This window comes from Micromonospora sp. R311 (assembly GCF_056780015.1).
This window is the reverse complement of the sequence record NZ_JBSWCE010000007.1, coordinates 39,906-59,809: the sequence shown is the minus strand read 5'-3', so window position 1 is coordinate 59,809 and position 19,904 is coordinate 39,906. Positions and strand designations below refer to the sequence as shown.

Genomic DNA, 19,904 nt, shown 5'->3' with positions numbered 1-19,904 from the left:
ACGTCAGGCGACCCAGCAGTAGCGGCGTTCCGGCCGGCCGGCGGCGCCGTAACGCAGGGTCACCTCGGCTCGACCGGTGCCGGCGAAGTGCTCGAGATAGCGGCGGGCACTGACCCGGGAGATCCCCACCCGGTTGGCGCACTCGGCGGCCGAGAGCGTGCCGCCGTGGTCCCGCAGGGCGTGCTCCACCAGGTCCGCCGTCTCCGGGCTCAAGCCCCGGGGCAGGGCGGAGGTGGCGATGTGCGACCCGGTGCGGGACAGCACCCGGTCGACGTCGGCCTGGTCGCTGACGACCGGGGCCTGGAACGCGTTGCGCCGGGCGGCGTACTGTCCGAGGCGGGTCCGCAGCTCCTCGAAGGCGAACGGCTTGAGCAGGTAGTTGACCGCCCCGTAGCGGACGGCACGGCGGACCGCCTCGGCCTCCCGGGCGGCGCTGATCACCAGGATGTCGCAGTCGTGCCGGGCGGCCCGCAGCCGGGTCACCACGTCCAGGCCGAACATGTCCGGCAGGTAGAGGTCGAGCAGCACCAGGTCGGGCCGGAACTCGTCGACCGCCGTGATGGCCTGCTCGCCGGTGCTCGCGGTGCCCACCACCCGGAAGCCGTCGATCCGTTCGACGAACCCACGGTGGATCCGGGTCACCATGAAGTCGTCGTCGACGACCAGGACGTCGATCACCGGGCTCCCTCCAGGGTCGCCACCGACATCCGGGCGGTGAACATCGCCCCCTCCTCGGTGTTCGTCACCGCGATCTCGCCGCCGCGACGGTTGCACACCAGCCGGGTCAGCGCCAGCCCGATGCCCCGTTCGCCGCCCTGCGCCGCCTTGGTGGTGAAGCCGTGGGTGAAGACCTCCTGGGCCAGCTCCGGCGCGATCCCCGGCCCCGAGTCGCGGACGACGATCTCCACGGACGAGGCGTCCTGGCGCAGTTCGACCTCCACCCACGCCGGTCCGTCCGCCACGCCGGCGCCGCCGCAGGCGTCGACCGGGCCGGCAACGCCGTCCGGACCGGTGCCCGGGTCCCGGCCGCCGGCGACGGCCTCGACGGCGTTGTCGACCAGATTGCCCAGCACCGTGGCGACGTCCGCGGCGATCTCCGGCTCCAGGCGGTCCAGGCCGGTCCGCTCGGAGATCCGCAGCTCCACCCGGCGTTCGGCGGCGACCGCGGACTTCGCCATCAACAGCGCGGCGATCGCGGTGTCGTGGATCCGGCTGGTCACGGTGAGGTCGAGCGACGCGCGGTGCCGGCTCAGCGTGTCCACGTACCGGACCACCTCGTCGTGCTCACCGATCTGGATCAGCCCGGAGATGGTGTGCAGCTGGTTGGCGAACTCGTGGGTCTGCGCGCGGAGCAGCTCGGTGGTGCTGCGGAACGACCCGATCTCCCGTTCCAGGCGGGCCAGCTCGGTGCGGTCCCGCAGCGTCGTCACCGAACCCAGCCGGCGGCCGTCCTTGCTGACCGTCATCCGGTTCATCACCAGTACCCGGCCACCCCGGACGGCCACCTCGTCACGGGCCTCCGCGCCGTCTCCGCTGCCGGCCAGCACGTCCCGCAGCCGACCCGAGATCCGCAGGTCGGCGAGGCTGCGGCCGAGGCAGTGCTCGGGCAGGTCGAGCAGCCGCCGGCCGACCTCGTTGACCAGGGTGACCCGCAGCTGCGGGTCCAGCGCGATCACTCCCTCGGCGATGCCGTGCAGCAGCGCCTCCCGGTGCTCCGCCAGCCCGGCGATCTCCCGCGGCTCCAGGCCCAGGGTCTGTCGCTTGATCCGCCGGGCCAGCAGCCACGATCCGGCCACCCCGAGCGCGCTGGCGATGCCGAGGTAGGTCACGAGGTAGGACGAGGCGCCGACCAGCCGCTCGGACCAGGGCGGCGAGGCCTCCCCGACGATCACCGCACCGAGGTAGCGCCCGAGGTTGTGCTCCCGGGCACCGAGCACCGGCACCTGGGCTACGAGTTCCCGCGACCCGTCGACCTCCAGTTCACCGAACCAGCTGCGGCCCTGGGCCACCCGGGCGTCGCCGAGCACCACCGGGGTGCCCACCAGGGTGGGATTGGTGGAGCTGACCACCCGGCCGCGGGCGTCGGCGACGCTGACCGTGGTCACGCCGGCCTGGGTCAGCACGTTCTGCACCAGCGGCGCGATCGTCTCCGCCGGGGCCGGCTGGGTGAGCCGGTCGCGCAGCAGCGGGTTGCCGGCGAGCTGCTCGCCGAGAGCGGCGACCCGGCGCCCCTCCACCCGGTTGAAGGTCGCCGCCGACTGGGCCAGCGACACGGCGGCCACCGCCAGCAGCACCACGACGATGATCGCGAGCTGGAGGACCAGCAGCTGCCCGGCCAGGCTTCGGCGGCGGGGAGTGATCGCGACCACAAAGACCTCAACTTCCGCTGGTGACACAAGGCAGACGAGGGGTCCGCCCGGAGGCCATCATCTTGCCGCTGGACTCATTCGAAACGGAAGAGAAACAAGATGGCAACTAGGAGAAACGTGCTGGTCATGGGGGTCGCCGCCGCCACGGCGCTGGCCCTGGCTGCCTGCGGCGCCACCGCCGACCAGAACGAGGGCGGCTCCAGCGACGACGGCAAGCCGGTCGCCGGTCTGCGGATCATGGTGCCGAACACGCCGGGTGGCGGGTACGACACCACCGCCCGTACCGCGGCCAAGGTGATGGAGGACGCCAAGATCGCCACCGGCGTGCAGGTCTTCAACCTGCCCGGCGCGGGCGGCACGGTCGGCCTCCAGCGCACCGTGAACGAGAAGGGCAACGGCAAGCTCGCCATGCAGATGGGGCTGGGCGTGGTCGGTGCCTCGTACACCTCCAAGTCCTCCGCCACGCTCACCCAGACCACGCCGCTGGCCAAGATGATCGAGGAGGCCGGCGCCATCGTGGTGCCGAAGGACTCGCCGTACCGGACGATCGGCGACCTGATCGCGGCGTGGAAGGCCGACCCCAAGGGCATCGCGGTCGGCGGCGGCTCGTCGCCCGGCGGCCCGGACCACCTGCTGCCGATGCAGCTCGCGAAGACCGTCGGCATCGACCCCCGCCAGGTCAACTTCGTCTCGTACGACGGTGGCGGCGAGCTGCTGCCCGCCGTGCTCGGCGGAAAGGTTGCCTTCGGCGCCAGCGGCTTCGGGGAGTTTCTCGACCAGGTCGAGGCCGGTCAGATCCGGGTGCTCGCGGTGACCAGCGAGCAGCCGATCGGGGCGCTCAAGGACGTGCCGACGCTCAAGGCGTCCGGGATCGACCTGGTCTTCACCAACTGGCGGGGCATCGTCGCGCCGCCGGGGATCAGCGACGCCGACAAGAAGGTCTGGATCGACGTGCTGACGAAGATGCACGAGTCCGACGAGTGGAAGGCCGAGCTGGCCAGGCGCGGCTGGACGGACGCCTTCGTCACCGGCGACGAGTTCGGCACCTTCCTGACCGAGCAGGACAAGTCCGTGGCGGACCTGCTCAAGCAGCTCGGGTTGGCATGAGCGGCAGGACCACCCGACCGGACCGGGACGGCGACCTGCCGTCCCGGCCGCCGGCCGCGGAGACACCCGGACCGCCGATCCCCGAACAGGCGGGCCGGGAGCGTACGCCGGATCTGCCGGAGGCGGCGCGGCCCGCGACGGCGGACGTCCCGCCGCCCGTCGTGGACCCGGCTGTGGAGGACGGCCCGCCGCCGAAGCCGGACAAGGCGCAGTACGTGGTGTGCGCCTTCCTGGCCCTCGTCGGCGCTCTGGTCATCGCCGACGCCACGCGTATCGGGCACGCGGTGAACAGCGCCGACCCGATCGGCCCGAAGCCGGTGCCGATCCTGCTCGGCGTGCTGCTGCTCGTCGTCGCGGCGATCTACGCCGTCGACGTGGCCCGGGGCGGCGCCGGTGAGCCGGAGGCCGGCGAGGACGTCGACCTGACCACCCCGATCGACTGGCGGACCGTGCTGCTGCTGGTCGGGGCGTTCCTGGTCAACGCCGTGCTGATCGACCGGCTCGGCTGGGTGATCAGCGGGACGCTGCTCTTCTGGGGCTCGGCGTTCGCGCTCGGCAACCGGCACCACGTCCGGAACCTGCTGATCGCCGTCGCACTGTCGCTGATCACCTTCTACACCTTCGCCATCGGGCTCGGCGTCAACCTGCCCGCCGGCGTGCTGCAAGGGATCCTGTGATGGACAACCTCGCCAACCTGCTCGACGGGTTCGCCACCGTGCTGACCCCGATGAACCTGCTGATCGCGCTGCTCGGCGTCACCATCGGCACCGCCGTCGGCGTGCTGCCCGGGATCGGCCCGGCGATGACGGTGGCGCTCCTGCTCCCGGTCACCTACGGGATGGAGCCCACCCAGGCGTTCATCATGTTCGCCGGCATCTTCTACGGCGGCATGTACGGTGGCTCCACCACCTCGATCCTGCTGAACACCCCCGGCGAGTCCTCCTCGGTGGTCACCGCGATCGAGGGCAACAAGATGGCGAAGGCCGGCCGGGCCGCGCAGGCCCTCGCCACCGCCGCCATCGGCTCGTTCGTCGCCGGCACCATCGCCACCCTGCTGCTGGTGGTGGTCACCCCGCCGGTGGTGCAGTTCGCGATCAGCCTCGGCGCGCCCGACTACTTCGCGCTGATGCTGCTCTCGTTCGTGGCGGTGACCGCGGTGCTCGGCGCGTCCCGGGTACGCGGCTTCGCCTCGCTGCTGATCGGCCTGCTCATCGGCGTGGTCGGGATCGACCAGACCGGTCAGCAGCGGCTCACCCTGGGCATCCCGCAGCTCGCCGACGGCATCGACGTCGTCGTGGTGGCGGTCGGCATCTTCGCCGTCGGTGAGGCGCTCTGGATTGCCGCGCACCTGCGCCGCCGGGCCGCCGAGGTGATCCCGGTGGGCCGGCCGTGGATGGGTAGGCAGGACTGGAGACGGTCCTGGAAGCCCTGGCTGCGCGGGACCGCGTACGGGTTCCCGTTCGGGGCGCTGCCGGCGGGCGGGGCGGAGATCCCGACGTTCCTGTCGTACGCCACCGAGAAGAAGCTGACGAAGCACCCGGAGGAGTTCGGCCGGGGCGCGATCGAGGGGGTCGCCGGGCCGGAGGCGGCCAACAACGCCTCCGCCGCCGGCACGCTGGTGCCGATGCTGGCGATCGGCCTGCCCACCAACGCCACCGCCGCGGTGATGCTGGCCGCCTTCCAGCAGTACGGCATCCAGCCCGGCCCGCTGCTCTTCGAGCGGGAGTCGGGCCTGGTCTGGACGTTGATCGCCAGCCTCTTCGTCGGCAACCTGCTGCTGCTCGTGCTCAACCTGCCGCTCGCGCCCGCCTGGGCCCGGCTGCTGCGGATCCCCCGCCCGTACCTCTACGCCGGGATCCTGTTCTTCGCCTCGATGGGCGCGTACGCCGTCAACGCCCAGCCGTTCGACCTGTTCCTGCTGCTCACCCTCGGTCTGGTCGGGTTCGGTATGCGGCGCTTCGGGCTGCCGATCCTGCCGCTGATCGTGGGCGTGATCCTCGGCCCCCGCGCAGAGCTGCAGGGCCGGCGGGCGCTGCAACTCTCCGGTGGCGACCTGTCCGGCCTGCTCGGCGGGTGGGTGTCCTGGCTGATCTACGCCGCCGTGCTGGTGGTGCTGTTCTGGCCGCTGCTCGGCCGATTCGTGGTGCGGCCCCTTAGGGGAAGGTTGGTGACCGGATGACCGTGCTGGTGGGATACGTGCCGTCGCCGCTCGGCGAGGCGGCGCTGCGGGCCGGGGTGGAGCAGGCCCGGTTCCGCGACGAGGCGCTGCTGGTGGTGAACACCTCGCGGGGGGACGCCTACGTCGATCCGCGGTTCGCCCAGGAGCACGACCTGGAGCGAGTGGTCCGCGAACTCACCGCCGCCGGGGTGCCGCACACGGTCCGCCAGCTGGTGCGCGGTCGGGACGCGGCCGAGGAGATCGTCGAGATCGCCGAGACGGAGGACGTGTCGCTGGTGGTGATCGGCATCCGGCACCGCAGCCCGGTGGGCAAGCTGATCATGGGCTCCACGGCGCAGCAGGTCCTGCTCGACGTGCCGTGCCCGGTGCTCGCCGTGAAGAGCGTCGAGTGAGCGAAGGACGAACCATACCGTCATCGGAAAGCCCCGCCACCGCAGACCTGTACGACCGGTACGGCGACCGGGACGTGCCGGTGCCGTTCGGCAACTGCGCCTTCCACCCGGGCGACCAGGTGTACAGCGACGGCGGCGGGGCGGTCGTCCTGCCCGTCGGCGAGCCGGCGTAGCGCGGCGCCTCGCCGCACCGTCGCCTACGAGCGGACGATCTGGATCATCAGAGCGGTCGGTCCCCGTCGGCCGGGTGCGGGGCGACCATGCCCTGCCGGGTCCGGGCCGCGCAGAGTTCGGCCAGCTTCGCGTACGCGGGGGCGCCGATCAGCGCGGTCAGCTCCGGGCCGTAGGAGACGTACATCGGATCGGTGCCGACGTGCGCGTCGGTGGAGGAGGTGCACCACCAGTCCAGGTCGTGCCCGCCGGCGCCCCAGCCCCGCCGGTCGAATTCGGACAGCGTGGAGACCAGCACCTTGGTGTTGTCCGGCCGCTTGACCCAGTCCTGGTCCCGGCGGATCGGCAACTGCCAGCAGACGTCCGGCTTGTACTCCAACGGGTGCACCCCGTCGCGCAGCGCCTGGGCGTGCAGTGCGCAGCCGCCGCCGGCCGGGAAGTCGGCGTCGTTGAGGAAGACGCAGGGGCCCTCCGCGCCCTGGGTCGCGGTCCGCCGGGCCGGGTTCTTGCCGTCCACGGTGTCGTCGTCGGTCCAGTTCTTGAAGCCGCGCCGGAAGTGCTGCCAGGTCTCCGGGGTGAGTCGCTTGACCGCCGTCCGGACCCGCTTCTCGTCGTCGGAGTCGGTGAAGAAGGCGCCGTGCGAGCAGCAGCCCTCCGCGGACCGGCCGGCGATGATGCCGTGGCAGCCGCGGCCGAAGACGCACGTCCAGCGGGAGAGCAACCAGGTCAGGTCGGCGCGGATCAGGTGCTGCTCGTCCGCCGGGTCGACGAACTCGACCCACTCCCGGGGAAAGTCCAGCGGCACCTCGCGGCTGCGCGGGTCCGCCGGGTCGTCCACCAGCACCCGGAGTTCGATCTGCCCTGTCACCCGGCCCAGCGTACGCGCGGTGTGGTGCGCGGGCCGCCGAGCCGCGCAAACGTGTTGGCCCTAGGGTCGACAGCATGCGACTGGGTGTCCTCGACGTCGGTTCGAACACGGTGCACCTGCTGGTGGTCGACGCCCACCACGGCGCGCACCCCTGGCCGGCGCACTCGGAGAAGGTGGTGCTCCGGCTCGCCGAGCAGATCGGCCCGGACGGCGCGCTCACCGAGGCCGGCGCGGACGGCCTGGTCAAGGCGGTCGGCATGGCCAAGGCGGCGGCCGCCGGCCTGGAGACCGACGACCTGATCGCGTTCGCCACCTCCGCCGTGCGGGACGCCACCAACGCCCAGGAGGTGCTGGCCCGGGTCCGCGACGAGACGGGCGTACGCTTGGCGGTGCTCGCCGGGGCGGACGAGGCCCGACTGACCTTCCTCGCCGTCCGGCGCTGGTTCGGCTGGTCCGCCGGGCGGTTGCTGGTGCTGGACATCGGCGGCGGCTCGCTGGAGGTCGCGGCCGGCATCGACGAGGACCCGGACGTCGCGGAGTCGCTGCCGCTCGGCGCGGGGCGGCTGACCCGCGACCGGCTGCACACCACCCCGGACAGCGCCGCCCCGCCGCCGGCCGAGCGGGTGGACGAGCTGCGGGCGTACGTCGACGGCCTGCTGGACCCGGTGGTGAAGAAGATGACCGAGGTGGGCTGGGAGCGCCCGGTGGCCACCTCGAAGACGTTCCGCACCCTGGCCCGGCTGGCCGGGGCGGCTCCCTCCGGCGCCGGGCTCTGGGCCCGCCGCCGGCTGACCCGCGCCGGCCTGCGGCAGGTGCTCGGCTTCATCCGGCACATCCCGCCGGCCCAGCTGGTCGAGCTGGACGGGGTCAGCGCCGGCCGGGCCCACCAGCTGCTGGCCGGCGCCGTGGTCGCCGAGGCGGCGATGCGCCGGCTCGACCTCGACTCGCTGGACATCTGCCCCTGGGCGCTGCGCGAGGGGCTGATCCTGCGCCGGTTGGACCAGCTCGACCCGGTGTGATCCGCCCGGGCGGTTGACGCCGGTTTGCCGCTTCTCGTCCCGATGCCTCGGACCACGGCGGGCTACCCTGACAGGTGTGACTTCCCGCGTCCCGGTGCTCCTGTCCAGTTCCTCGGTCTTTCCTGAGCGGACCGCGGCGGCGTTCCAGCTGGCCGCGGCGCTCGGCTACGACGGCCTCGAGGTGATGGTCTGGACCGACGCCGTCAGTCAGGACACCGGCGCGCTGCGCGGCCTCTCCGAGCACTACGGCGTGCCGGTGCTCTCCGTCCACTCGCCCTGCCTGCTGGTCACCCAGCGGGTGTGGAGCCCCGACCCGTGGGAGCGGCTGCGTCGCTCGGCCGAGATGGCGCTGAGCCTGGGCGCGCCGACGGTGGTGGTCCACCCGCCGTTCACCTGGCAGCGGGACTACGCGCGCAACTTCGCCGACGGGCTGAACAAGATCGTCGGCGAGTATCCCGACGTGCAGTTCCCGGTGGAGAACATGTACCCGGTCCGGATGGCCGGCCGGCAGTTCGTGCCCTACGTGCCGGGTTGGGACCCGACCGAGACCGGCTACCCCTCCTACACCCTCGACCTGTCGCACTGCGCCGCCTCGCACACCGACTCGATGGAGATGGCCGACCGGATGGGTGCCGGCCTGGCGCACGTGCACCTCGGTGACGGCACCGGCGAGGGGCGCGACGAGCACCTGGTGCCCGGGCGCGGCAACCAGCCCTGCGCGGAGCTGCTCTCCTCGTTGGCCGGGCGGGGTTTCACCGGTTCGGTCGCGGTGGAGGTCACCACCCGGGGCGCGAAGAGTCGCGCCGTGCGCGAGGCGGATCTGCGCGCCGCGCTGGAGTTCGCCCGCGAGCACCTGAGCACGCCGTCCCCGGTGGACGCCTGACCGGCGCCCCCGGGCGGGACGGCTCAGCTGACCGGGGTCAGCGATTCGGCGGCCGGGGCCGGCTGGGCGGCCACCGTGGCCTGCTCGCCGATCGCGGCGCGCTTGCGGGCGCGGTGCGCGGCCACGTGCGAGCGGGTGGCGCAGCGCTCCGAGCAGAACCGCCGGCAGCAGTTGGACGAGGTGTCCAGGTAGACGTTGCCGCAGCGCTCGTCCGCGCAGACGCCGAACCGGGCACTGCCGTACTCGCAGAGCCAGACCGACAGACCCCACACCGCGCCGGCGAGGTATTCCGCGCTCACCGAGGAGCCCCGGCTGGTCACGTGCATGTGCCAGTCGCTGGAGTCGTGCCCCGAGATGCGCGGCTGCACCGGGTAGGCCTCCAGCAGCGAGTTGAGCTCGGCCACCGCCTGGCCGTCCCGCCCGGAGGTGCCGTACTCGAAGACGTCACGCAGTCGCTTCTGCGCGCGCCGGAAGATCGCGAGGTCCCGCTCCGCCACCTCGTCGCGCATCCACGCGTTGTCGTCCGGGAAGAGGGCCCGCAGGTCGTCGAGGTCGTCCAGACGGGCGTTGACGAGATCAACACCGGTCCGGGCGTACGCGTCGAAGTTCACGCCCCCAACGGTAGACGACTCAACCGCCGCGCGGCGCGTCGATGTAGTGCGGCAGGAACCGCGCGTAACCGTCGGTGATCAGACTCACGCTCTCCCGTACCCCGGCCCCGGCGGACTCACCGTCGACGATCCAGCTCCCCAGCACCATCCGGTTGCCGGCGAACTCGGGCAGCGCCCGGAACTCCTGGTAGCACCACCCCTCCTCGCCGTAGATCCCGGGGTTGGTGATCTCCGAGCCGGCGGTGACGATCCGCACCGAGCCGCCCTCCCGGCCGAGCAGCGGCTTCGCTACGTACTCGGACATCCCGCGCGGCGAGTCGAGGTACGCCGGGAGCAGCAGCTCGTGCCCCGGATAGAGCTCCCAGAGCACGGCCAGCAGCGCCTTGTTCGACAGCAGCAGCTTCCAGGCCGGCTCGATCCAGGTGGTCGGGGTGCCCGGGTCGAGCGCCGGCGGCCCGTACGGCTCGGCGAGCATCCACTCCCAGGGGTAGAGCTTGAAGCAGGTGGTCACCGGCCGGTCGGCGGCGTCGACGAAGCGGCGGCCGTCCCAGCCGATCTCCTGGATCGGCAGCAGCTCGACCTCCAGCCCGGCCTGGCGGGCGGTCTCGGCCAGGTAGCCGGCGGTCATGTGGTCCTCGCCCGACTCCTCCTCGTTCGACCAGACCACGTGCACCCGCCGGTCGTGCAGGCCGGCCCCGATCTTGGCCCAGGCGCCGACCAGGCGCTCGTGCAGGCTGTTCCACTGGTCCAGCTCGGGCCGGGTGTGCTCCAGCCAGTACCACTGGACGATGCTCGCCTCGACCAGCGCGGTCGGGGTGTCCGCGTTGTACTCCAGCAGCTTCGGCGGCCAGCTGCCGTCGTACCAGAGGTCGAAGCGCCCGTAGAGGGTCGGCGGCCGCTCCCGCAGTGACCGGGCCACCGCCTCGGCCGCCCAGGCCGGGATGCCGTACTCGGCGTACCGGTGCCGGGCGACCACGTGCTCGGCGGCGGCCACCGACATCCGGTGCAGCTCCTCGGTCGCCTCCTCCAGCCGGAGCACCTCGGCCAGGTCGAAGGCGTACGCCGCGGTCTCGTCCCAGTACGACATCACCCCGCCGTCGGGCAGCTCGGTGTCGACGTAGACCAGGCCCTGCTCCCGGATGGTGGCATCCCAGCCGGGACGCGGGGCGACCGGCTCCCGGCGCACCTCAGCCGCCGCAGGCGGCGAGGTGGGTGCCGAACCCGCCGCGGGCCGGCACCGCCGCGGCCACCGGCTCCGGGGCGGTGCCTCCGGCGGTGGCCGCCGGCGCCTGCAGCGCCAGCGCGACGGTGCCGTCGCCGCCGGCCGGCCCGAGGGCGCAGTCGTCGTCATCGTCGTCCGAGGTCAGGTTGCAGCCGGAGAGGGCGAGCGCCAGCGCGGTGAGCGCGCCGAGCTGCACGGAGGCCGAGCGGAGCCGGCGGCGGGGGCGTTGTTCCACGGCATCGTTGTAGCCGATCGCCGCCACTTCCGCCGCCCCGGGCCGGCCGGCCCGGGTGCCCGCGAGCCACCCCCGGACAGGGGCGAAAGTGGCGCAGCGCGCACCCCGCCGCCCCCCGGCGCGGATCCGCACAGGGGCGTTACGCTCGGCGCATGCTCCGTTCCGTCATCCTCGCCGCCTCCCGGTCATCCCAGGTCGAGCGGCTCGTCGCGACGGCCCCGTTCACCCGGGACGTCGTCCGCCGGTTCGTCGCCGGCGCCAAGACCGACGACGCGTTGCGCGCGACCCGCGGGCTCGTCGACGACGGTCTCGCGGTCACCCTCGACAACCTCGGCGAGGACACCGTCACCCCCGAGCAGGCCAACGCCACCCGGGACGAGTACCTGAAGCTGCTGAAGCTGCTCTCCGGGGCGGGGCTCACCCCGGCCGCCGAGGTGAGCGTCAAGCTCTCCGCGCTCGGGCAGGCGTTCGACGAGCAGCTCGCGTACGACAACGCGCGGGCGATCTGCCTGGCGGCCGACGAGGTGGGCACCACGGTCACCCTGGACATGGAGGACCACACCACCACCGACTCGACCCTGGACATCCTGGCCAAGCTGCGCAAGGACTTCCCGTCGACCGGCGCGGTGCTCCAGGCGTACCTGCGGCGCACCGAGTCGGACTGCCGCGAGCTGGCCACGGCCGGTTCCCGGGTGCGGCTGTGCAAGGGCGCGTACAAGGAGCCGGAGTCGGTGGCCTACCAGTCCGCCCGCGAGGTGGACAAGTCCTACGTCCGCTGCCTGAACATCCTGATGTCCGGCGAGGGCTACCCGATGCTGGCCACCCACGACCCGCGGCTGATCGCCATCGGCGAGGACCGGGCCCGCTGGTTCGACCGGGGGCCGGAGCAGTTCGAGTTCCAGATGCTCTTCGGCATCCGGCCGGAGGAGCAGGCCCGGCTGGTCGGCGAGGGCTACACCGTGCGCACCTACCTGCCCTACGGCGAGGACTGGTACGGCTACCTGATGCGCCGGCTCGCCGAGCGCCCGGCCAACCTGATGTTCTTCGGCCGGGCTCTGATCTCCAAGAAGTGAGTCAGCCGTTCGACCAGCCCCGGGTGCTCAGCACCAGGCGGTAGCCGTCCGGATCGGCCACCGCCACCCCCCAGCGGTCCCAGTACGGGCCGGCGGAGACCCTCGTCCCGCCGGCCCGTTCCAGTTCCCGGACCAGGTCGGCGTCGACCGGCCCGTCCAGGTAGAGCACGAGCAGGTCCTCGTCGGTGGGCGCCGGGGCGGTGGCGAGCGCCGGGCCGCCGACGAGTTCCAGGTGCCACCGCGCGCCGGGCCAGCCGACCATGAGCAGGTCGTGCTCGCCCGGCTCGGCGGCGCTGGACCGCCAGAGCACGTCGAGGTCGAGCCCGCCCACCCAGAAGCGTTCGGCGGCCGCCAGGTCGCGGCTCGGGCGGGCGATGCGCAGGTGCGGGACGGCGGTGCGGGGAAGTGGCATGCCCGGATGGTGCGACCTGAAGTCGGGTGGAGGTCAAGCCTTGACGGGGTTAGCTAATGACATTAGCCTTCCGGTTATGAGTGTTAGCTACGTGGTGCGGGACGGCGGACGGATCGCCTACGAGGTGCACGGCGAGGGGCCGCTGGTGCTGCTCTCGCACGGCATGGGAGAGAACCGGGCCTCGTTTCGCCACCTGGTCCCGCTCCTCGTCGCGGCGGGCCACCGGGTGGCGTCGGTGGACGTGCGGGGGCACGGCGAGTCCACCGCCGGTTGGCCGTCGTACGCACCGGCCGAGGTCGGCGCCGACCTGCTGGCGGTGGTCCGCGAGCTCGGCGGCGGGCCGGCCACCCTGGTCGGCAGCTCGTCCAGCGCGGCGGCGGTGGTCTTCGCCGCCGCCGACGCCCCGGCGCTGGTCAACGGCATCGTCCAGGTCAGCCCGTTCGTCGGGCAGCCGAAGCTCAACCCGTTCCTGCGGGTGGCGCAGGCCGCCGTGCTGCGCAGCCCCCGGCTGTTCGGGCTGTTCCACCGCACGCTCTTCCCCGCCGCCCGGCCGGCGGACGACGCGGCGTACCGGAAGGCGATGGTCGCCACCCTGCGGGAGCCCGGCCGGATGGCGGCGACGCGCGGCGTGGTCGCCCCGGCCGAGCCGCACTGGACCGCCCGCGCCCGCGAGGTCCGGCAGCCGGTGCTGGTGCTGATGGGCACGAAGGACCCGGACTTCCCCGACCCCGGTGCGGAGGCCCGGGCGGCCCGCCGGCTCTTCGCCACCGCCGAGGCGCGGATGATCGACGAGTCCGGCCACTACCCGCACGCCGACCAGCCCGCGCGCACCGCCGCCCAGCTCGTCGAGTTCCTGGCGGTGACCGGTGCCTAGGGCCGGGCTCAACCAGCAGGCGGTGGTGCGCGAGGCGGCCCGGCTCGCCGACGAGGTCGGCGGCGACCAGCTCACCCTCGCCGCGCTGGCCAACCGGCTCGGCGTCGCGCTGCCCAGCCTCTACAAGCACGTCCGGGGCGCGGACGCCCTGGCCCAGAAGCTCTCCGCGCTGGCCACCGCCGAACTCGCGGCCGACCTGACCGCGGCCGTCGCCGGCCGGGCCGGCGGCGACGCGTTGCGGACGCTGGCCAGCGCCTACCGGGCGTACGCCCACCGGCACCCCGGCCGCTACCCGGCCACCCAGCGGGTGCCGGACCCGACCGACCCGGAGCACGTCGCCGCCGGGGAGCGCGCCGTCGGGGCCATCTACGCGATCCTGCGCGGCTACGGGCTCGACGGCGACGCCGCCGTCGACGCGGCCCGGATGCTGCGCAGCACCCTGCACGGGTTCGTCTCGCTGGAGGCGGCCGGCGGGTTCGGGCTGCCCCGTGACGTCGACCGCTCGTTCGACCACCTGGTCACGGCCCTGGATTCCGCGTTCCGGTCCTGGCCCGGGAAGGACCGCTGATGTACGCCCTGGGCCTGCTGCTGCTCTTCGTGCTCGAGCTGGCCGTGCTGGCGGTGGGAGGCTGGTGGGGCTGGACGCTCGACGCCGGCCTCCCGGTCCGGGTGGGCGCGGCCGCCGGCGTGCCGCTGCTGCTCGCCGCGCTGTGGGGCGTCCTCGGCTCCCCCAGGGCCCGAGTGCCGCTGCGGCCGGCCGCCAAGCACGCGTTCCAGGCGGCCTGGTTCGCCGTCGGCGGCACGCTGCTGGCCCTGCTCGGCCGGCCGGTGGCCGGCGTCGCGCTGGTCGTGGTCTGGGCGGCCACCGTCACCCTGCTCCGGCGGGCCGGCCGCCCGGCCTGACCCGGTCCACCCGGTCGCCGGGCGCGGGCCGGCCGGTCGGGCACCGCGACCCGCCGGGCCGCACTCGCCGGATCCGCCGGAGGGTCGTACCCTTCGGCGGGTGACTGACGGGGCGCCGGGTGACGACCGGCTGGACGAGTCGCCCACCCGCCGGCGCTGGCCGTTGTGGACGGCCCTCACGGTGGTCCTGCTGCTGGCCTGCGGTCTGCCCGCGGCGCTGCTGGTCGCGGTGGTGCGCGACGCCAGCGCCCGGGCGGTGGTGGACCGCCTCGGCACCCCCACCGCGGACCCGGCCACGCTCGCCGCCCGCCAGCTCGCCGAGCGGATGACCGCGCAGCTCGACCGGCAGGCCACCGCCCTGCTCGCCGGGGACCGGGCCGGCTTCCTGGCGGTCGCCGAGCCGGCCGCGCACCCCGACCTGCGGCGGCGCTTCGCCGCGCTCCGGGCGCTGCGGGTGGCCGTCTGGCAGGCCAGCCCCAACGGCCTGCCCGAGACCGTTGCGGGCCGGCCGGGGGAGTGGCGCCTGCTGGTGGAGTTCCGCTACTGCTTCGTGACGCCGGACTGCCGACCCAGCCCGGTGCTCATCGGCACCCGCTGGCGCGAGGGCGGGGCCCAGCCCCGGCTGGTCGCGGTGGAGGAGTCCCGGTCGGCGGCCACCGGCACCCGACCGTGGGAGGTCAGCGAGCTGGCGGTCGCCGTCGGCGCGCGCACCCTGGTGGCGACCACCCCGGCGTCGCGCGGGCAACTGCCCCGCCTGCTGGCCGAGGCCGAGGCGGCGGCGCGGGTCGCCGACTCGTACGTGGTGGACGGCGCGCCGCCCGACCGGTACCGGGTCTTCTACGCGGGCCGCAACGAGTGGGAGCGCTGGTACGGCGGCGGCCGACCGAAGTGGACCGGCGGGTACGCGGTCACCGTGGGCGGCGGTCACCACGAGGTGGTGCTCAATGCCGACGGGCTCACCCCCGGCGGGCTGGACGACCTGCTCCGGCACGAGCTGACGCACGCCGCGTCGTTGCCCGACCGCGGCTACCCGGGCACCACGACCTGGTGGCTGGTGGAGGGGCTGGCCGAGTTCGCCGGCGTCGACGGCCAACCGGTCGACCGGTACGAGGGGCTGAACGAGGTGCGCCGGCTGGCCGGCGGCGGCTGGACGGGCCGGCTCGAGGACCTCAACCCGGCCGACGACGCCCCGGCCGACCGGGTCGCCGGCAGCTACGGCATCTCCTACCTGGCGGTCCGGCACCTCGTCGACCGCTTCGGGCAGGAGCGGCTGCTCGCCTTCTTCCGGGCGGTGGTGCACGAGCGCCAGCCGGTGACCGAGGCCGCCGAGGAGGTCTTCGGCGAGCCCTGGCCGGCCCTGCACGACGCGTGCGTGGCGTACGCCCGCGGCCTGTCCGGTTGAGCGCGACCGGCCGGGCGCGGGGCCGGTGCCGTTTCCGCCGCATGGTGCAGGTGGCGCCGCGTTCGTAGGATCGACGGGGTGCGCCGCACCCACTCGCCGCGGCTGCGCGCAGCGACGCGGCCCCGCCTGCTCACCGCCCTCCTCGCCGTCACCGTCCTGACCGGAGTCACCGCCGCGTCCTGCGGTGCCGAGCAGCCCGACGTCGCGCTGGCCGCCGCGGAACGCGCCCCGGTCGCCGAGGTGGTCGACGCGCCCGCGACCGTCACCGCCCGCGCGGCCGCGACCCTCACCGCCGCCGCCGACGGCACCCTGGTCAGCCTGCGGGTCCAACCCGGCCAGCGGGTCCGGAAGGGCCAGCTGCTGGCCGTGATCGACTCGCCGTCCGCGCAGGCCCGGCTCCGCCAGGCCCGGGAGGCGCTCGCCGCCGCGAAGCGGGCCGGCCGGGGGACCGGCGGCATCGAGCTGGGCGGTTCCCGACGGGGCACCGACCGGGCCGCCGCCGACGCGTTCCGGGCGGCCCGTACCGCCGCCGGCAAGATCAGCGATCCACGGCTGCGCGGGGCGCTGCTCGCGCAGGTGGCCGCCGCGCAGGAGCAGTACCGGGCCGCGGCCCGGGCGGCCGACCAGGCCGTCCGCGCCGTGCAGCGGGGCGTCGCCGGCATCGACTCGGCGGTCGGTGCGCTCTCCGCCGCGCAACGGCTCCAGGCCCGGCAGGCGTACGACCTGGCGAAGGCGACCGTGGACGCGCTGACCCTGCGCGCCCCCATCGCGGGCGTGGTGCAGCCGGGCGGGACGGCCGCCGCGGGCGGGTCGGCGCTCGACGACCTGCTCGGCGCGCCGGGCGGCGCGGCGGCCGGCCTGGACCCGTCCGCCTTCGCGCCACCCGGCGGCCGGCCGCCGGAGGGCGTGGACGACGCGGTGCCCGTCGGCGGCCTGGTCACCGCCGGCACACCCGTGCTGACCATCGTGGACGTCGGCGCGCTGGGCCTGCTCGCCGAGGTCGACGAGACCGACGTGCTGCTGGTGCGCCCCGGCCTGGCCGCCACCGCCGAACTGGACGCGGTGACCGGGGCCACCTATCCGGCGACGGTGCGTTCGGTCGACGTGCTGCCCACCACCTCGGCCCGGGGCGGGGTCTCCTACCGGGTGCGCCTCAGCCTCGACACCGGCGGCTACGGCGAGGGGGAGGCGGCGCCGGTACCCCGGCCCGGCATGAACGCGGTGGTGCGGCTGCGGGTGCGGGAGGCCGCCGACGCGGTGACCGTGCCGGCCTCGGCGGTTTTCTCCGCGGACGGCCGGGACGCGGTCTGGCTGGTCCGCGACGGCCGCGCCGGCCGGGCCACGGTGACCCTGGGGGTGCAGGGCGAGGATCTGGTGCAGATCGTCAGCGGCGTGCGGGCCGGCGACCGGGTGGTGGTCCGGGGCACCGACCAGGTCCGCGACGGCCAGGAGCTGCGGTGACGTGGCCACCCGGGGCGCCCCGGTGAGCGTGGCACCCGCCGCCGTCGAGGCGGCGGACGTGTCCCGGACCTACCAGCTCGACGGGGTGTCGGTGCCGGCGCTGCGCGGAGTGTCGCTGACGGTCGCCGCCGGCGACTATGTGGCGCTGGTCGGGCCGTCCGGTTCCGGCAAGTCGACCCTCATGCACCTGCTCGGCGGGTTGGACCGGCCGACCGGCGGCCGGCTGGTGATCGGCGGCCGGGACGTGGCGGCGCTCTCCGCGGCGGAGTTGGCGGCCCTGCGCAACCGGACCATCGGCTTCGTCTTCCAGGCGTTCCACCTGCTGCCGCGGACCTCCGCGGTGGACAACGTGGCGTTGCCCCTGGTCTACCGGGGGATCGGCGCGCGGCAGCGACGGGAGCGGGCGGCCGCGATGCTCGACCGGGTCGGCCTCGGCCACCGGCTGAACCACCGCCCCAACCAGCTCTCCGGGGGCGAGCAGCAGCGGGTCGCGATCGCCCGCGCCCTGGTCACCGACCCGACGGTGCTGCTCGCCGACGAACCCACCGGCAACCTCGACAGCGTGACCGGCGCGGCGGTGCTGGAGCTGCTGGAGCGGCTCAACGCCGAGTCGGGCGTCGCGTTGGTGCTGGTCACACACGACCACGAGGTGGCCGCCCGGGCCCGGCGGCAGATCGCCCTGCGCGACGGCGTGGTGGCCGCGGACAGCCCCGCGCCGGCGGCCGTCGAGGGCCGGCCGGAGCTTCATGATCGACCGCTGTCCGGTGCCGACGCGGGACCTGACACACTGGTGGCCGCTCCCAGCGCGGAGCCCCGGTCCGCGTCCGGAAGCGGCCCGGGGCGCCCGCCCGGTGGCTCCGGTGGCGCCACCGGAGCCACCGGGCGCCTTCCGCCGTCCGGCCCCGCCGACGAGCGGAACGGATCCGGCTCGTGAGGGTGGCGGAGGCCTGGCGGGTGGCGCTGGGCGCGCTGCGGGCCAACCGGCTGCGCAGCGCGCTGACCATGCTCGGCGTGATCATCGGGGTCGCCTCGGTGGTGATCCTGGTGGCCATCGGCACCGGCACCAAGCGGAAGGTCGAGCAGCAGGTCGAAGGGCTCGGCTCCAACCTGCTGCTGGTGGTGCCCGGCCGGCTGGACGTGGGCGCCGCCCCGGCCGTCTCCCCGCTCACCCTGGCCGACGTGGACGTCGTCGCCCGGGTGGTCGGCGACCGCGACCGGGTCGCGGTGACCGTCGCCTCCGGCGCGACCGTACGGGCCGGCGGCCGGGCCGACTTCAGCACCGTGCAGGGCGTGCTGGAGACCACCCCGTCGGTGTTCACCCGGGAGTTGGCCCGGGGGCGCTACCTCAGCGGCTCCGACGTGGACACCAGCCGGCGGGTGGCGGTGCTCGGCGCCGCGGTGGCGCGCGTCCTCTTCCCCGACCGTGACCCGGTCGGCCGCCAGATCACCGTGGCCGGGGTGCGGTTCCGGGTGATCGGCGTCTTCGCCCCGCTCGGCCAGAGCCTGGGCGTGGACCGCGACGACGAGGTGCACGTCCCGGTGACCGCCGCGCAGCGGCTCTACGGCACCCAGCGGGTCGACGGGATCGCGGTGAAGGCGCCGGACCGGGAGCGGATCGACGAGCTGGGTGACCGGATCGTGGCGGAGCTGACCCGCCGACACCCGGGCACCGAGTTCAGCGCGGTGACCCAGGAGCAGATCCTCGGCGTGCTCGGCGACATCCTGGGCGTCCTCACCGGCGTGCTGGCGGCGATCGCGGGCATCTCGCTGCTGGTGGGCGGGGTCGGCGTCTCCAACATCATGCTGGTCAGCGTCCGGGAACGGACCCGGGAGATCGGCCTGCGCAAGGCGGTCGGCGCCCGACCCCGGGACATCGGCGTGCAGTTCCTGCTGGAGGCGGTGCTGCTCACCTCGGTCGGCGGCCTCACCGGGATGGCCCTGGGGGTGGGCACCGCCCTGCTGGTGGACGCCCTGTCCCCGATCCCGGCGGCGATCACCTGGTGGTCGTTGGCGCTCGCGTTCGGCGTGTCGGCGGCGGTCGGCATCGTCTTCGGTGTGGTCCCCGCGCAACGGGCCGGCCGCCTCGACCCGGTGGTGGCGCTCCGTGCCGAGTGAGCCTACCGGCGGGCCGTCCCGACAACGGGACATCAGGCGTAGCCGGGCGGATATCGGCAGGTCGGGACGGGTGAATCGGGGGCCGAACTATGATCAGTTGTACGAAGGGATCGCGCCGGTAACAGCCGCCCCGCTACCGTACTGGTAACACGCGCGTTCGCCGGTCCGGGCGGGAGGATCCCGTCCGGTGGCACGCGCCGGGCATGGGATGGGTCGGTGAGCCATGGCCGGGTCGCAGTCCGACGGTCGGCTGTCGGAGGTCAAGTTCCTGACCGTCGCCGAGGTGGCGACGGTGATGCGGGTGTCGAAGATGACGGTCTACCGCCTGGTGCACAGCGGTGAGCTGACCGCGGTGCGGGTGGGCCGCTCGTTCCGGGTGCCCGAGCACGCGGTGCACGAATATCTCCGGGGCGCCTTTCAGGAAACCGCCTGAGCCACCCGCGAATCCCCCGGCGGCTGCGCGCTGACGCCCGTCGACGGGGTCGCGTTGGTCCTGCTGAAGCTCTCCGGCTACCCTGGACCCGACCGTGACCGCACACCGGTGCGACCTGCCGCCCCCGAGCTGGTCCGGTCCGTTGTCCGCAAGCGGTCGTCGACGCCACCCCGCG

23 protein-coding genes are annotated in these 19,904 nt (G+C 74.2%); 16 read left to right on the top strand and 7 right to left on the bottom strand.

Annotation, left to right across the window (positions count from 1 at the left end; all coding sequences use genetic code 11):
* Positions 1 to 3 precede the first annotated feature (3 nt).
* Positions 4 to 678, bottom strand: coding sequence for a response regulator (locus AC1WTP_RS07685; RefSeq protein WP_481648521.1), 675 nt, complete (start codon positions 676 to 678; stop codon positions 4 to 6).
* Complete coding sequence (locus AC1WTP_RS07680; RefSeq protein WP_481648520.1) at positions 675 to 2,369, bottom strand: sensor histidine kinase; 1,695 nt, start codon at positions 2,367 to 2,369, stop codon at positions 675 to 677. The genes AC1WTP_RS07685 and AC1WTP_RS07680 overlap by 4 nt, the downstream gene beginning before the upstream one ends.
* Before the next feature lie 99 nt (positions 2,370 to 2,468).
* Between AC1WTP_RS07680 and AC1WTP_RS07675 the strand changes: the two genes are divergently transcribed.
* The 5 genes from AC1WTP_RS07675 to AC1WTP_RS07655 are packed head-to-tail and all read left to right on the top strand — an operon-like array spanning position 2,469 to position 6,220.
* Positions 2,469 to 3,476 (top strand): Bug family tripartite tricarboxylate transporter substrate binding protein, encoded by a 1,008-nt coding sequence (locus AC1WTP_RS07675; protein WP_481648519.1) that lies wholly within the window; start codon positions 2,469 to 2,471, stop codon positions 3,474 to 3,476.
* Positions 3,473 to 4,153 carry a tripartite tricarboxylate transporter TctB family protein gene (locus tag AC1WTP_RS07670; RefSeq protein WP_481648518.1) on the top strand — a complete coding sequence of 227 codons (681 nt, stop codon included), beginning with the start codon at positions 3,473 to 3,475 and terminating at the stop codon, positions 4,151 to 4,153. The genes AC1WTP_RS07675 and AC1WTP_RS07670 overlap by 4 nt, the downstream gene beginning before the upstream one ends.
* Positions 4,153 to 5,655: a tripartite tricarboxylate transporter permease gene (locus AC1WTP_RS07665; RefSeq protein WP_481648517.1), complete on the top strand. Its 1,503-nt coding sequence runs from the start codon at positions 4,153 to 4,155 to the stop codon at positions 5,653 to 5,655. The genes AC1WTP_RS07670 and AC1WTP_RS07665 overlap by 1 nt, the downstream gene beginning before the upstream one ends.
* Positions 5,652 to 6,047 carry a universal stress protein gene (locus tag AC1WTP_RS07660; protein ID WP_481648516.1) on the top strand — a complete coding sequence of 132 codons (396 nt, stop codon included), beginning with the start codon at positions 5,652 to 5,654 and terminating at the stop codon, positions 6,045 to 6,047. Before AC1WTP_RS07665 ends, AC1WTP_RS07660 begins: the two co-directional genes overlap by 4 nt.
* Positions 6,044 to 6,220: a hypothetical protein gene (locus tag AC1WTP_RS07655; protein WP_481648515.1), complete on the top strand. Its 177-nt coding sequence runs from the start codon at positions 6,044 to 6,046 to the stop codon at positions 6,218 to 6,220. The genes AC1WTP_RS07660 and AC1WTP_RS07655 overlap by 4 nt, the downstream gene beginning before the upstream one ends.
* A gap of 47 nt (positions 6,221 to 6,267) precedes the next feature.
* Here the strand turns inward: AC1WTP_RS07655 and AC1WTP_RS07650 are convergent, their stop codons facing one another.
* Entirely contained in the window at positions 6,268 to 7,086 is an 819-nt protein-coding gene (locus tag AC1WTP_RS07650) for a DUF3109 family protein (protein ID WP_481648514.1), read from the bottom strand.
* Positions 7,087 to 7,160: 74 nt separating this feature from the next.
* Here AC1WTP_RS07650 and AC1WTP_RS07645 point away from each other — a divergent pair, with 74 nt between their 5' ends.
* Both AC1WTP_RS07645 and AC1WTP_RS07640 read left to right on the top strand, forming a co-directional pair.
* Entirely contained in the window at positions 7,161 to 8,105 is a 945-nt protein-coding gene (locus AC1WTP_RS07645; RefSeq protein WP_481648513.1) for a Ppx/GppA phosphatase family protein, read from the top strand.
* A 76-nt stretch (positions 8,106 to 8,181) separates the two neighbouring features.
* Complete coding sequence (locus AC1WTP_RS07640; RefSeq protein ID WP_481648512.1) at positions 8,182 to 8,988, top strand: sugar phosphate isomerase/epimerase family protein; 807 nt, start codon at positions 8,182 to 8,184, stop codon at positions 8,986 to 8,988.
* Positions 8,989 to 9,011: 23 nt separating this feature from the next.
* On the opposite strand, the gene AC1WTP_RS07635 is transcribed toward AC1WTP_RS07640, so the two are convergent.
* From AC1WTP_RS07635 to AC1WTP_RS07625, 3 genes are read right to left on the bottom strand one after another with little or no spacing between them, the layout of a single operon-like run.
* Positions 9,012 to 9,599, bottom strand: coding sequence for a CGNR zinc finger domain-containing protein (locus AC1WTP_RS07635; protein ID WP_481648511.1), 588 nt, complete (start codon positions 9,597 to 9,599; stop codon positions 9,012 to 9,014).
* A gap of 19 nt (positions 9,600 to 9,618) precedes the next feature.
* Positions 9,619 to 10,785 carry a glutathionylspermidine synthase family protein gene (locus AC1WTP_RS07630; protein WP_481648510.1) on the bottom strand — a complete coding sequence of 389 codons (1,167 nt, stop codon included), beginning with the start codon at positions 10,783 to 10,785 and terminating at the stop codon, positions 9,619 to 9,621.
* A 1-nt stretch (position 10,786) separates the two neighbouring features.
* Positions 10,787 to 11,056, bottom strand: coding sequence for a hypothetical protein (locus AC1WTP_RS07625; RefSeq protein WP_481648509.1), 270 nt, complete (start codon positions 11,054 to 11,056; stop codon positions 10,787 to 10,789).
* Between the two features lie 152 nt (positions 11,057 to 11,208).
* On the opposite strand from AC1WTP_RS07625, the gene AC1WTP_RS07620 reads away from it, so the two are divergent.
* Complete coding sequence (locus tag AC1WTP_RS07620) at positions 11,209 to 12,129, top strand: proline dehydrogenase family protein (RefSeq protein ID WP_481648508.1); 921 nt, start codon at positions 11,209 to 11,211, stop codon at positions 12,127 to 12,129.
* Between the two features lies 1 nt (position 12,130).
* Here the strand turns inward: AC1WTP_RS07620 and AC1WTP_RS07615 are convergent, their stop codons facing one another.
* Positions 12,131 to 12,541 carry a VOC family protein gene (locus tag AC1WTP_RS07615; RefSeq protein WP_481648507.1) on the bottom strand — a complete coding sequence of 137 codons (411 nt, stop codon included), beginning with the start codon at positions 12,539 to 12,541 and terminating at the stop codon, positions 12,131 to 12,133.
* A gap of 76 nt (positions 12,542 to 12,617) precedes the next feature.
* Between AC1WTP_RS07615 and AC1WTP_RS07610 the strand changes: the two genes are divergently transcribed.
* The 8 genes from AC1WTP_RS07610 (at position 12,618) to AC1WTP_RS07575 (ending at position 19,729) form a co-directional block, all read left to right on the top strand.
* On the top strand, positions 12,618 to 13,415 hold the full coding sequence (locus AC1WTP_RS07610) for an alpha/beta fold hydrolase (RefSeq protein ID WP_481648506.1): 798 nt from the start codon (positions 12,618 to 12,620) through the stop codon (positions 13,413 to 13,415).
* Positions 13,408 to 13,983 carry a TetR/AcrR family transcriptional regulator gene (locus tag AC1WTP_RS07605; RefSeq protein ID WP_481648505.1) on the top strand — a complete coding sequence of 192 codons (576 nt, stop codon included), beginning with the start codon at positions 13,408 to 13,410 and terminating at the stop codon, positions 13,981 to 13,983. The genes AC1WTP_RS07610 and AC1WTP_RS07605 overlap by 8 nt, the downstream gene beginning before the upstream one ends.
* The gene (locus AC1WTP_RS07600) at positions 13,983 to 14,318 is read left to right on the top strand and encodes a YrdB family protein (RefSeq protein WP_481648504.1); all 336 of its coding nucleotides are present in this window, start codon (positions 13,983 to 13,985) and stop codon (positions 14,316 to 14,318) included. The genes AC1WTP_RS07605 and AC1WTP_RS07600 overlap by 1 nt, the downstream gene beginning before the upstream one ends.
* Before the next feature lie 100 nt (positions 14,319 to 14,418).
* Positions 14,419 to 15,720: a hypothetical protein gene (locus tag AC1WTP_RS07595; protein WP_481648503.1), complete on the top strand. Its 1,302-nt coding sequence runs from the start codon at positions 14,419 to 14,421 to the stop codon at positions 15,718 to 15,720.
* Between the two features lie 69 nt (positions 15,721 to 15,789).
* Positions 15,790 to 17,181 (top strand): efflux RND transporter periplasmic adaptor subunit, encoded by a 1,392-nt coding sequence (locus AC1WTP_RS07590; RefSeq protein WP_481648649.1) that lies wholly within the window; start codon positions 15,790 to 15,792, stop codon positions 17,179 to 17,181.
* A gap of 28 nt (positions 17,182 to 17,209) precedes the next feature.
* Entirely contained in the window at positions 17,210 to 18,115 is a 906-nt protein-coding gene (locus tag AC1WTP_RS07585; protein ID WP_481648648.1) for an ABC transporter ATP-binding protein, read from the top strand.
* Positions 18,112 to 19,296 (top strand): ABC transporter permease, encoded by a 1,185-nt coding sequence (locus AC1WTP_RS07580; RefSeq protein WP_481648502.1) that lies wholly within the window; start codon positions 18,112 to 18,114, stop codon positions 19,294 to 19,296. The genes AC1WTP_RS07585 and AC1WTP_RS07580 overlap by 4 nt, the downstream gene beginning before the upstream one ends.
* 223 nt (positions 19,297 to 19,519) lie before the next feature.
* Positions 19,520 to 19,729: a helix-turn-helix domain-containing protein gene (locus tag AC1WTP_RS07575; protein ID WP_007465625.1), complete on the top strand. Its 210-nt coding sequence runs from the start codon at positions 19,520 to 19,522 to the stop codon at positions 19,727 to 19,729.
* Positions 19,730 to 19,904: the final 175 nt, after the last annotated feature.